Source organism: Pseudodesulfovibrio tunisiensis, assembly GCF_022809775.1.
In the GTDB taxonomy this organism is placed as follows: Bacteria; Desulfobacterota; Desulfovibrionia; order Desulfovibrionales; family Desulfovibrionaceae; genus Pseudodesulfovibrio; species Pseudodesulfovibrio tunisiensis.
On the sequence record NZ_CP094380.1, the window covers coordinates 2,477,289 to 2,489,553 of the forward strand.

General features: G+C 61.4%; 8 protein-coding genes. 3 read left to right on the forward strand and 5 right to left on the reverse strand.

Annotation, left to right across the window (positions count from 1 at the left end; translation table 11 throughout):
• Positions 1–76 precede the first annotated feature (76 nt).
• Positions 77–2,932: a PAS domain S-box protein gene (locus MPN23_RS12050; RefSeq protein ID WP_243544440.1), complete on the forward strand. Its 2,856-nt coding sequence runs from the start codon at positions 77–79 to the stop codon at positions 2,930–2,932.
• Between the two features lie 544 nt (positions 2,933–3,476).
• Here the strand turns inward: MPN23_RS12050 and MPN23_RS12055 are convergent.
• Both MPN23_RS12055 and MPN23_RS12060 read right to left on the reverse strand, forming a co-directional pair.
• On the reverse strand, positions 3,477–4,964 hold the full coding sequence (locus MPN23_RS12055) for an MltF family protein (protein ID WP_243544441.1): 1,488 nt from the start codon (positions 4,962–4,964) through the stop codon (positions 3,477–3,479).
• 85 nt (positions 4,965–5,049) lie between these two features.
• Complete coding sequence (locus MPN23_RS12060; protein WP_243544442.1) at positions 5,050–5,739, reverse strand: Crp/Fnr family transcriptional regulator; 690 nt, start codon at positions 5,737–5,739, stop codon at positions 5,050–5,052.
• 243 nt (positions 5,740–5,982) lie between these two features.
• Between MPN23_RS12060 and MPN23_RS12070 the strand changes: the two genes are divergently transcribed.
• Both MPN23_RS12070 and MPN23_RS12075 read left to right on the forward strand, forming a co-directional pair.
• Positions 5,983–7,704: a tetrathionate reductase family octaheme c-type cytochrome gene (locus MPN23_RS12070; RefSeq protein ID WP_424450053.1), complete on the forward strand. Its 1,722-nt coding sequence runs from the start codon at positions 5,983–5,985 to the stop codon at positions 7,702–7,704.
• 3 nt (positions 7,705–7,707) lie between these two features.
• The gene (locus MPN23_RS12075) at positions 7,708–8,364 is read left to right on the forward strand and encodes a cytochrome b/b6 domain-containing protein (protein WP_243544445.1); all 657 of its coding nucleotides are present in this window, start codon (positions 7,708–7,710) and stop codon (positions 8,362–8,364) included.
• An 82-nt stretch (positions 8,365–8,446) separates the two neighbouring features.
• On the opposite strand, the gene lepB is transcribed toward MPN23_RS12075, so the two are convergent.
• From lepB to MPN23_RS12090, 3 genes are all read right to left on the reverse strand, one after another.
• Positions 8,447–9,064, reverse strand: coding sequence for a signal peptidase I (lepB, locus tag MPN23_RS12080; RefSeq protein WP_243544446.1), 618 nt, complete (start codon positions 9,062–9,064; stop codon positions 8,447–8,449).
• Positions 9,065–9,130: 66 nt separating this feature from the next.
• Positions 9,131–10,936 (reverse strand): translation elongation factor 4, encoded by a 1,806-nt coding sequence (lepA, locus tag MPN23_RS12085; RefSeq protein WP_243544447.1) that lies wholly within the window; start codon positions 10,934–10,936, stop codon positions 9,131–9,133.
• A 262-nt stretch (positions 10,937–11,198) separates the two neighbouring features.
• Positions 11,199–12,125: an ACP S-malonyltransferase gene (locus MPN23_RS12090; RefSeq protein WP_243544448.1), complete on the reverse strand. Its 927-nt coding sequence runs from the start codon at positions 12,123–12,125 to the stop codon at positions 11,199–11,201.
• Positions 12,126–12,265 lie beyond the last annotated feature (140 nt).

Below are 12,265 nucleotides of genomic sequence, written 5' to 3' on the forward strand. Positions count from 1 at the left end.
TGGCATGCGCGCACGCCCGATCATCTTGAAACGGAACAGATTACCCTCCCCGCTGTCTCCGACATTTCTCATCGGAATGCTGGCGTTCGCCCTTGTCCTGGGTCTGTCTTCCGTGATTTCCGTCTATCTCATTCCGCACGACGATCATGACACCATGGAATTGGTGCACCTGCTGGTGGCCGCGAGCTGGGGCATACTCGCGGTCTGCCTGTTCTGGAACGTCGCCCAGTTGCGCAGGCAGATCAGACTACAGCAGGAAATCCAGACCCAACTGGGACGGGCCCAGTACCTGCTGGACAACGCAGGCACGGCCATCTACGGCGCGGACATGAACGGCCGTCTCTTCTACGCCAACAATGCGGCCTCGGCCATGCTCGGATATTCGCGCGAGGAGTTCGAGGCCATGTACGTCTGGGACATTTCCGTGCCCATTCGTCGCGAAGCCTGGGCCGCATACGTGGAAACCCTGCGCATGGTCCGCAGCCGGAGGTTCGAATCCACCCACGCAACGCGGGACGGCAGGGTTGTCCCGGTGGAGGTGCTCCAGCATCTCGTGGAATTCGAGGGAGAGACCTTCGGATTCGGATTCGTCACTGACATTTCCCGTCGCAAGGAAGCGGAAAAGAAGCTGCTCATGTCCCGATTCGCCGAGGAGAATGCGTCCATCGGCATGCTGGGCATGCAGCTGGACGGCACCATCTTCTACGCCAATCCATGGATGTGCGACCTGCTCGGGTACACCCGGGAGGAACTGCAGTCCCTGAATCTGATGGACATCGAGGGCAAACTCTCTCCGCAGGAATTCTACGATCTCTGGGGCAAGGCGGGACGCGAAGGGAGAATCGTCGTGGAGACCGTCCATATACGCAAGGATGGCACACGGCTGAACGTGGAGGTGGTGGCGCATCGATTCAAGTACGAGGGACAGGAATTCGGCTATGCCTACGTCACGGACATATCCGGACGGATTCAGGCGGAACACGCCTTGCGCGAAAACAAGGAAAGGTTGGAATTGGTCATAGACGGCGCGGGACTGGGCACTTGGGATTGGAATCTCGAAACCGACCGGGTGGTGTATGGAGCCAACTGGGCGTCCATGCTGGGCTACGACCTCCGAAATCTCGCCCAGACTCCGGAAACCTTCCGGAATCTGCTGCATCCGGAGGACGGGGACGTGATCTGGGGGGCTGTGGACAGGAACCTGAACGGAAGCGCCTCCTCCTTTGACGTCACCATCCGGTTGCGGGCCAGCGACGGGGCCTGGCGCTGGATACTGACCCGGGGCAAGGTCACGGCCCGGGACCGCAAGGGCAAGCCTGTCCGGCTTTCCGGCACGCATCTGGACGTGACCGAACAGAAGCGGGCGCAGGAGGCTCTGGCACAGGCGCAGGCCATTGCCAAGCTGGGCAACTGGGACTGGCACGTTGCGGACAATTCCCTGGTCTGGTCCGATGAAATGTACCGCATATTCGGGCTGGATCCCGAGCATGATGCGCCATCCTATGCCGCGTTCATGGACTATGTGCATCCCGAGGATCGCCAACGGGTGGTGGCGGCCATGGACCGCGCCCTGACGAGCGGCAACCGGTTCACGGTGGAGCACCGCGTCATTCTGCCGGACGGCGGAGAAAAGACCGTGCGTCAGGAAGGCCGATCCGTGCAGACCGAGCACGGCAAGCCGGTCCGCATGATCGGCACGGTGCAGGACGTGACCGAACAGCGCCACGCACAGGCCGCGCTCCGGGAAAGCGAACAGACGCAGCGACGCATTCTGGAGGCCATCGGCGCAGGCATTTTCGTGGTGGAAACGGAAACCGGCACCCTGCTGGACATGAACGAACGCGCCGCGCAACTGGTGGACCGGAAACAGGCTGCCGTGATCGGACGGCCCGTGGGCGAGGTGGTTGAATGGCATTTCCCGAACGACGAGCCCTGCGCCCTGGATTCGGAATGCGCCCTGCGCACCTGGGAGGACATGCGCCTGTGCCTGCCGGACGATTCCTGCATTCCGGTCCGCATGACCGTGATTCCGGCCCTGACCGGAACCCGGAACCGACGTCTGGTCATCGTCTTCGACATCCGGGAACAGAAGAAGATGGAAAACCAGCTTCAGCAGGCACGAAAGATGGAGTCCATCGGCCAGCTCTCGGCGGGACTGGCTCACGAAATCAACACGCCACTCCAGTTCGTGGGCGACAATGTCCGCTTTCTCGGCGATTCTGTCGAAAGCCTGCTCCCTCTGGCCCAGCAGGCTTTCGAGCTGGTCCGGGCCGCTCCCGCGGAAAGGGAACGGATCATCGAGAAAATCGGGGACCAGGCCGAGGAAATGGATCTGGAGTTCGTGGTGACGGAACTGCCTTCGGCTCTGGAGGACGCGCAATCCGGGCTGGATCGGGTCACGGACATCGTGCGGAGCATGAAGGTGTTCGCCCATTCCGACCAGAAGGACGAGATGCAGCCCGTGGACGTGAACGAGGCCGTGGCCAACACCGTGATGGTGGCACGCAACGAATGGAAGTACGTGGCCGATGTCAGGACCGAATACGGTGACGGCATGGACAATGTTCCCTGCTTTCCGAGCGATCTGAACCAGATCATCCTGAACCTGCTGGTCAATGCGGCCCATGCCGTGGGCGACGTGGTCGGGGAGTCCGGAGAAAAGGGCGAGATTCTCATCACCACGGCCCGGATCGACGACTGGGCGGAAATTCGCGTGGCCGACACCGGGACCGGCATCCCCGATGCCGCGCGCAACCGCATTTTCGACCCCTTCTTCACCACCAAGCCCGTGGGCAAGGGAACGGGCCAGGGGCTGGCGATCGTCTATTCCATGGTCACGGACAAGCTTGGCGGCGAAATTCGCGTGCAGAACAGGCCCGACGGCGGCGCAGTATTCACGGTACGCATTCCATGTCCGGAGCAGAATATCTGATCTTCCGCAGAACAATCGGCTCGACAATCCCCTTTCGGAAAAAAACGGACCACCACGGCAGCAAATCAGGCTGGCCCCCAAAGAGGGAGATGCAAGGCGCAGGAAAGGGGCAGGATCGACGCGTATTCCCATACGCGAGAGTCTGGCCCTTTCGCAGCAACGCCGCAGACTCCCTGCATCCAAAACAGGCTGGTTCAAAATGGGGAGAGGCAAGGCGCAGGAAAGGGGCAGGATCGACGCGTATTCCCATGCGCGAGAGTCTGGCCCTTTCGCAGCAACGCCGCAGATTCCCTGCATCCAAAACAGGCTGGTTCAAAATGGGGAGATGCAAGGCGCAGGAAAGGGGCAGGATCGACGCGTATTCCCATACGCGAGAGTCTGGCCCTTTCGCAGCAACGCCGCAGATTCCCTGCATCCAAAACAGGCTGGTTCAAAATGGGGAGATGCAAGGCGCAAGAAAGGGGCAGGATCGACGCGTATTCCCATACGCGAGAGTCTGGCCTTTTCGCAGCAACGCCGCAGATCCCCGTTTTGAGACAGCCTGTCAGAAGGTGTTTTCCGGAGAAAGCCCCTGTTTTTCGCGGGCCGCGTCCCGTTCCTCCAGCACCTGATTCATGGTCCGGTAGGCTGCGTAGTAGATGAGCACCTTGGCCACGTAGGTCACGGTTTCCGCGCCGATGGTCTCATAGGCCGCGTATTCCACGTTGCGAAACCAGAGGTTCGGATCAAGGCCCATTTTCCCGGCCCGGGTCCGGAGTTCGTTCACGCGGGCCGGGCCCGCGTTGTATGCGGCCAGAGCAAAATCCACTCTGGCCTGCTCCGGGATGGAGGGATCGGAAAAATAGCGGTCCTTGAGAAAACGCAGATACTTGACTCCGGCGTGGATGTTGCCTTCGGGCGTGGTCACGTCCGGCACGTTCACGTTGGGATCGGCGGCCGTGGACGGCTTGATCTGCATCAGGCCCACTGCGCCCTTGCTGCTCCTGCGGCCCATGTCGAATCGGGATTCCTGATAGGCCATGGCCGCGATCTTGAGCCAGTCGAACCCGTACATGTCCGCGTACTTGCGGAACAGGGGCGCGTATTCGGCCAGCAGCTTGCGTTCTCTGACAGCCACGGGATTGACCAGATTGCGGTCCTCGAAATAGCGCTTGAACAGCATGTTGCCCATGAGCGTGCCCTCACGCACCCGGGCCGCATAGGCGTTCAGGCTTTCCAGCAGTTTGCGGTCCCCGGGCCGCACCGCCCATGCCAGACTGTCCCCGGCGCTGAAGGGCGCGTCCACGTAGGGACGCGTGTCCGGCAGCGCCCGATGCCACAACTCGGCCCGGTGCGCCTCGCAGGCCGCATAGTCGATGATCCCGGCATCGACCATTTCCAGCAGGTCTTCCGTGGCCAGCCCCTGATCCGCCTCCCGGATGCGCACGGCCTGCCGATGCCGCTGACGCAATTCCGCGTTGAAGGTCTCCAGATGCGGCTTGTAGCTGCTCCCGGCCATGACCCACACGGTCTTTCCGGCCAGATCCTCGGGCGTGCCGATGGCCGGGGCGTCCTTGGCGCCCACAGCGATTTCCCGGATTCCGGTGCGATAGGGTTCGGTGAAGGCCACCTTGCGTTCCCGGTCTCTGGTCACGGTCAGGCCGGCAGCCACCACGTCCCCCCGGCCTTCCAGCAGGGCGGGAACGAGCCTGTCGAAAGGCACGGCAATGAACACCACGCGCGCGGTCTTGCCAAACCTGGGACCGCTCTTGCCGAGATGCTTCTCATACCCGCGCATGAGTTCGTATTCCAGCCCGCGCATTCTGCCCCGAACCATGAAGAAATTGGTCTTGTCGTAGCTGACCAGCACACGGACCGGGCGGCGTTCCCTGACCATGTCGTCCAGATCGCCCTTCCACGGGTCCATGATCCGCGCCAGACTGGGCGGCTCATCCCCGGTATCCGGGGTTTTCGCCACGAAAAGGAGCAGTGCGCCCCCGAGAATCAGGGCCAGAACACAGGCCGAACCAAGCAGGATATGCGTTTTCTTCATGCGCAGCACCGGGTTGCCGGTTTCAGGATACGTCACAGTACGACGTATTCCGAACAAATCCAACCGGAAAACCCGTGGGGAAAGACTAGAGGCCGTTGTCCATGCAGTCGGCAAGCCCCTGTTCGTCCAGCACGGCAATGGCGCGGCCCTTGACCGTGAGCATGCCCAGATCGGCCATGCGGCGCAGGGTTCGGGACAGGGCCTCGGGCGTGACGCCGATGATCTTGGACAGCTCGCGATGGGTCATGGGCAGATGGATGCGTGCGTCGCCGGTTCGGGGCAGATGGGAGAGGTAGGCGGCCACGCGCTGGGGAATCTCCCGCAGGGACAGGGATTCGATCAGCTCCATGGACTGGCGCAGCCGGGTGGAGAGCACGCGCACGATGTTGAACAGCAGGGCCGGGTCCTGCCCGGCAATGGATTCGAATGCAGACATGGACAGGGACACGATGCTCGACGGCTCCAGCACGGCCACGCTCGCAGGCGAATGTTCGGCATGAAACGCCGAACACAGGCAGAAGGGTTCGCCCGGGGAAAAGAAGTACAGGGTCTGCTCCCTGCCCCGGGCCGAGGTCTTGAACATCTTGGCCCGACCACTGACGAGCAGAAAGAAGCCGCGCACCTTCTGCCTTTCCGAAACAATCACCTCGCCGGGCTGATGCGCGGTTTCCACGGCATTGGCGCAGAACAGGTCGAGCTGTTCGCCGGACACGCCCTTGAAGAATTCCAGCTCGGCAAGCCGGGCCTTGAGATTCCTTGTCTTTTTTCCGCTCATGTTGATCTCGATCAATGACCTTTTTCCGCATGTATCTCATATATGAATCATGATTGCCACCATGGCCGGATTTTGACACGAGGAGCTGAAACATCCGGGAACCCGTTGGAATTTCCCTGATTATCATGTGTCAAACTCATGAAAAAAAGGTATGGGAAAGGTAATCGTGTCTCTCGTGTCCCGCGCGTTCGAACGAAACCGGATGGGGAGCGGGCATGCAACAGGATGACCAGGAGGTGCTCAATGCACGGATTCATGCGGCAAGGCGCGCTCTGTCTGCTCGCGGCCGTATTCTGGATCGCCGCGGCCGGACAGGGGTTCGCCGCAGTGGACCACGAATCGGCCCCGGGGCGCGAAATGGCCATTCAGGCCACCAAGGCAAAGCCTCTGGTCCGCACCAGAACCGCGGATCACAGCAAGTTCAAGGAACTCCAGTTCGACGCGGAAACCCTGAAGACCATGAAGCCCGAGGACGTGACCGCCACCTGCCTGAAGTGTCACAATCAGGCGGGCGACCAGTTCCACAAGACCATTCACTGGACATGGCGCGATCTGGAGGACGATGGCAAGCCGGGCGAATTCGGCAAGGGCGGCATTTCCGTCAACAACTTCTGAATCAACGTGGCAAGCAACGAGGCTCGTTGCACTTCCTGTCACGCCGGCTATGGATGGAAGGACAAGCATTTCGACTTTGCCTCCCAGAATCGCATCGACTGTCTGGTCTGTCACGAGCAGACCGGCACCTACAAGAAGTTTCCCGCCGGATCCGGATATCCCGCGCCGTGGATCGCGGACCCGGAAAATCCGGACAGGCAGAAGGGCAAGCTCTTCAAGGGCAACGGCAAGACCTACTACGCCCCGGACTGGGCCAAGGTGTCCCAGAGCGTGGGCCTTCCCTCACGCAGGAACTGCGGCACCTGCCACTTTTTCGGTGGCGGGGGCGACGCAGTCAAGCACGGGGACCTGGACTCCTCCATCACCAGGCCCGGCAAGCAGCTTGATGTGCACATGGGCTCGCAGGAGACCGGTGGCCAGGAATTCCAGTGCACGCGCTGCCATACCACCAAGGCCCACCACATAGCGGGCCGCATCTACGGTCGCCCGGCCGCGGCAGAGCGCAAGAGCCTGCTTCAGGACGATCTGGGCGACAAGATCATGTGCGAATCCTGCCACGGCACCGAACCGCACATCCGGGGCATGGATGCCAAGCTCAACGACCACACCGACAAGGTGGCGTGCCAGACATGCCACATCCCGGAATACGCCCGGGCGCAACCCACCAAGATGTGGTGGGACTGGTCCAAGGCCGGACAGCTCATGGACGGCAAGGCCAAGGTCAAGGGCGAGGACGGCAAGCCGATCTTCGACAAGAAGAAGGGCGAATTCAAGTGGGCCAGAAACGTGGTTCCGGAATACTACTGGTATGACGGCACCCTGTCCCACATCACGATCAAGGACCGCATCGACCCCACGCACGAGGTCTGGCTGAACCGGCCGAACGGCTCGCGCGACAATCCCAATGCCCGGATCATGCCCTTCAAGGTGCACCGCGGCCTGACTCCGTACGACAAGGTCAACAAGGTCATGGTGGTGCCGCACCTCTTCCCGAAGGGCAAGGACGACAAGACCGCGTTCTGGAAGCACTTCGACTGGAACAACTCCATCAGGGCGGGCATGGAATACGTTGGTCAGCCCTACAGCGGCGAATACGGATTCGTGCAGACCGCGTACGTGTTCCCCACCACCCACATGGTGGCCCCGCGCGAAAATGCGCTTCAGTGCAGCGCCTGCCACAGCCGCACCGATAGCCGCCTCAAGAATCTGGGCGGGTTCTACATGCCTGCGCGCGACTCGTTCAAGGTCGTGGACGCGGCAGGCTGGTTCGGCGTGGGCGCGTCCCTTGTGGCCGTCATCATCCACGGGATCATGCGCTTCGTTGCCGGCCTGAAGCGCAAGGAGGAGTAGGCCATGACCGGACACAAGATGAAGAAGATATACCTGTACAGCAAGTTCGAGCGGTTCTGGCACTGGATTCAGGCCATCCTGATCATCCTTCTGCTCGCCACGGGATTCGAGGTGCACGGCACCATCGACCTGCTCGGGTTCATGAAGGCCGTGGACCTGCACAACACCATCGGCCTGACATGGCTGATCCTGTTCGTGTTCATCGTGTTCTGGCTGTTCGTGACCCACGAGTACAAGCAGTATGCGCCGACGTCCAAAAAGCTGCTGGAAGTGATCCGGTACTATGCCTCGGGCATATTCAGGGGCGAGCCGCATCCGGTGCAGAAGCGCAAGGACGCCAAGCACAACCCCATGCAGCGCCTGACCTATCTGGGGCTGACCGCAGTGCTGCTGCCGCTCCAGATGATCACGGGCCTGCTCTACTGGGGCTACAACGACTGGACCGATTGGGGCGTGGCCGGGTTCCTGACTCTGGACATGGTGGCCCTGATCCACATGATCGGCGCGTTCGCCATCCTCATCTTCCTGCTGGTCCACCTGTACATGACCACCACGGGCCATACGGTCACGGCCCATGTGGCGGCCATGTTCTCGGGCTGGGAGGAAGTTCCGGAAGAGGAAGAAATCGAGGAATGGGAACGCAAGGTCGAACGCCCGTAGCGTCGAGGCCTCGCAACAACGAAAAAAAGGGGAAGCCGTTCGGCTTCCCCTTTCATTTCCTCATCGGTTTCGGCAACCGGCCCTAGTGAATCACGTTGCCGATGCGGTCCCAGCGGATGTTGGTCAGGGATTCCCATGACCAGTAGATGAACAGGGCCTTGCCCACGATCTTTTCGCGGGCCACCGGTCCCCACCAGCGGGAGTCGTAGGAGCCTTCGCGATTGTCGCCCATCATGAAATAGCGGCCCTCGGGAACGGTGTACGGCCCGAAGTTGTCGCGAATAGGCGCATTGGTGAACTTGGTGTGCAGCACGTAGGGCTCGTTCAGGGGCTGACCGTTGATGTACACGACCTTGTCGCGCACCTCGATGGTCTCGCCGGGCAGGCCGATCACGCGCTTGATGAAATCCTTGGATTCGTCCTCGGGAAACTTGAACACGATGATGTCGCCGCGCTGCGGGTCTCCGGTCCTGACGATCACCTTGCCGCCCGTGGTGTCCAGCAGGATGTTGCTGGGCAGCCGGATGTCGTAGGAGAACTTGCTGACCAGCAGGTGGTCGCCGATCTGCAGGGTGTCGAGCATGGACCCGGACGGAATCTTGAAGGCCTGAACCACGAAGGCCCGGATGATCAGAGCCAGGACAAGCGCGATGGCAATGGCCTCGAACGTGTCGCGCAGGGAACTTTTTTCAGTAGTCATGGGCAGTCTCGTTTTGGGTTGCGTCCCCGGCCCGGCAAGGCGTGGGGGGCGGGGAATGCAAGGGGGCTAGTCGTCCCCGGCCTTGAGCACGGACAGGAAGGCTTCCTGCGGAATCTCCACGTTGCCCATGCGGCGCATGCGCCTCTTGCCTTCCTTCTGCTTTTCCAGAAGCTTGCGTTTGCGCGAAATGTCGCCGCCGTAGCACTTGGCAGTCACGTCCTTGCGGAAGGGCGCGTTGCGCTCCTTGGCCACGATCTTGTTGCCGATGGCGGCCTGAATCACGACCTCGAAAAGCTGGCGCGGAATGGACCGCTTGAGCTTGAGGGCCAGACTGCGGCCGATGCGGGCCGCGTTTTCCCTGTGCACGATGCAGGAGAACGCATCCACGGGATCGCCGTTGATCAGGATGTCCAGCCGGACCATGTCCGCGGCGCGATAGTCGATGATCTCGTAATCAAGGGACGCGTAGCCCTTGGTGGACGACTTCAGCTTGTCGAAGAAATCGTACATGATCTCGGCAAAGGGAATCTCGTAGGTGATGACCACGCGATTTTCGGTCAGGTAGCCGATGTTCTTCTGGATGCCGCGCTTTTCCTCGCACAGGGCCAGGACCGCGCCCACGAATTCGTTGGGCACGTGCACTTCCAGCCGCACGAACGGCTCGAAAATCGTCTCGATACTGGTCGGGTCGGGCAGCTTGCTCGGGTTGTCGATCTCCAGCGACTCGCCCTTGACCGTGTCCACCTTGTAGACCACGGACGGGGCCGTGGTGATGAGCTTGGCCTGAAACTCGCGCTCCAGCCGCTCCTGAATGATCTCGATGTGCAACAGGCCCAGAAAGCCGCAACGGAATCCGAAGCCCAGCGCCTGCGAGACTTCCGGCTCGTAGGTGAAGGCCGCGTCGTTGAGCTGGAGCTTTTCCAGCGCCGCCTTCAGGGTCTCGTATTCGGCGGGTTCCACGGGATAGATGCCCGCGAACACCATGGGCTTGACCGGCTTGAAGCCCGGATAGGGCTCGGCCACGGGGTTCTCCACCTTGGTGATGGTGTCGCCCACGGGTGCGTCGCCCAGTTCCTTCATGCTGGCGCACAGGAATCCGACCTCGCCCGGTCCCATGGTCTTGATGTCCACGGCCTCGGGCATGAATGCGCCGAGCCGGGTGACTTCGAAATCCTTGCCCGTGGAAAAGATGCGAATGCGTTCGCCCTTTCTGAGCTGGCCGTCCAAAATGCGGAACAGCACCACCACGCCCTGATACGAATCGTACCACGAATCGAAGATCAGGGCCTTGAACGGCGCGTCCGGATCGCCCTTGGGCGCGGGCAGCTGATTGACCACCGCGTCCAGAACCTTGTCCACGTTCATGCCGGTCTTGGCGGAAACCGAGATCGGGTCCGAACAGTCCAGCCCGATGACTTCCTCGATCTCGTGGGCAATGGCCTCGGGGTCCGCGCTGGGCAGATCGATCTTGTTCAGGACCGGAATGACCTCAAGGTCGTTGTCCAGAGCAAGGTACACGTTGGCCAGAGTCTGGGCCTCCACGCCCTGTGTCGCATCCACGACCAGAAGCGCGCCCTCGCACGCGGCAAGGGAACGGGAGACCTCGTAGCTGAAGTCCACGTGACCCGGGGTGTCGATCAGGTTCAGGACGTACTTTTCCCCGGACGGAGCCGTGTACGGAATGCGCACGGTCTGGGCCTTGATAGTGATGCCCCGTTCGCGCTCCAGCTCCATCTTGTCCAGATACTGGTCCTTCTTCTCCCGATCCGACACCATGCCGGTGAGTTCGAGAATGCGGTCGGCCAGCGTGGACTTGCCATGGTCGATATGGGCAATAATGCTGAAATTTCTGATATTGTCCGTCTTGCTCATAAGCTCTCTGACTTGAGGGCGAAATACACGTTGATCGCGCACGCACACTGCGTTTCACGCGCGCTTCGGTGGAGTCTTGTACGGAATTTGTCCGCGCCTGTCTAATATATACGGTGTTCGGCCCTGTGCAAGCCCCGGGTTCATGCCCGTCATCTGCCATGAAAAAGCCGTGCTACGCAGTAGCGATTCCGGGCGGCCGGACAGGAAAACGCCGTCCCGAAGTTCCCGGGACGGCGCTGCATTTTCGTGGCGACATGCCGGATTACAGGGCGTCGATCTGTTCCAGACTGGCCAGTGCGTTTGCCTCCCAGTCCTCTTCCCGGCCCTTGAGATTGGCTGCGAGCATCTTTCTCAGCACGCCCTTGGGACCGATCTCGACAAAGCCGCGCATGCCCTGATCGAACATGTTGCCCATGGTCTGAATCCAGAGCACCGAGGAAGTCATCTGCTTCTGCATGATGTCCCTGATCCGCTCGGGATCGCTCTCGGGCAGGGAGGTGGCGTTGTGAAAAACCGGAAACGCAGGGGCGTTCCATTCCAGCGTGTTCAGGAATGCGGCGAACTCGTCGGCCGCCTCCTGAATGAGCGGACTGTGGAACGCGCCGGAAACCGCCAGAGGAATGGCCCGGCCCTTCTGTTCCCTGACCAGGACCCCGGCGGCCAGAAGCGGTTCCTCCTCGCCGCTGATCACGAACTGGGCTGGCGTATTGTAGTTGGCGATGCGCAGTTCTCCGCCCGTGGCCTTGACCACGGTGGACACGATGTCCTCCACGGCTTCGCGGCCCAGCTTGACCACGGCGGTCATGCCCTGCCCTTCGCGTCCGGCCTCGGCCATGAGTCTGCCGCGCAGGGCCACGGCCCTGATCGTATCCTTCACGGACAGCACGCCCGCAGCGGCCAGAGCCGCGAATTCCCCCAAACTGTGCCCGGCGGCCGCGGCCGGATTCAGCTTGCCTCTGGCACAGAGCCACAGGCTGGTATCGACCACGGTGAGCGCGGGCTGAAGCGCGCGGGTGTCGGCCATGTCCGCGGCCTCGCCGTCCCAGTAGATTTCCCGGAGCGGCAGCCCGGATTCCTGTTCGGCGAGCTTCCAGAGGTCCATGGCCTCGTCGAGCTTTTCAGCCACGTCGCGGCCCATGCCTTTTTCCTGAGACCCCTGTCCCGGAAAAAGAATGGCGAGTTTCGTCATGGTAAATCTCCTTGATTTCAGGGCAACTCCCATTGCCCGGCTGCTCCGCGCTCCCGATTTCCCCAGAGGGTGCGCGGGCATTGCCTTCCTACGAAAATACCCTTCGCCTGTAAAGGCAGAGCAGGAAGGCGGCGCGGGTT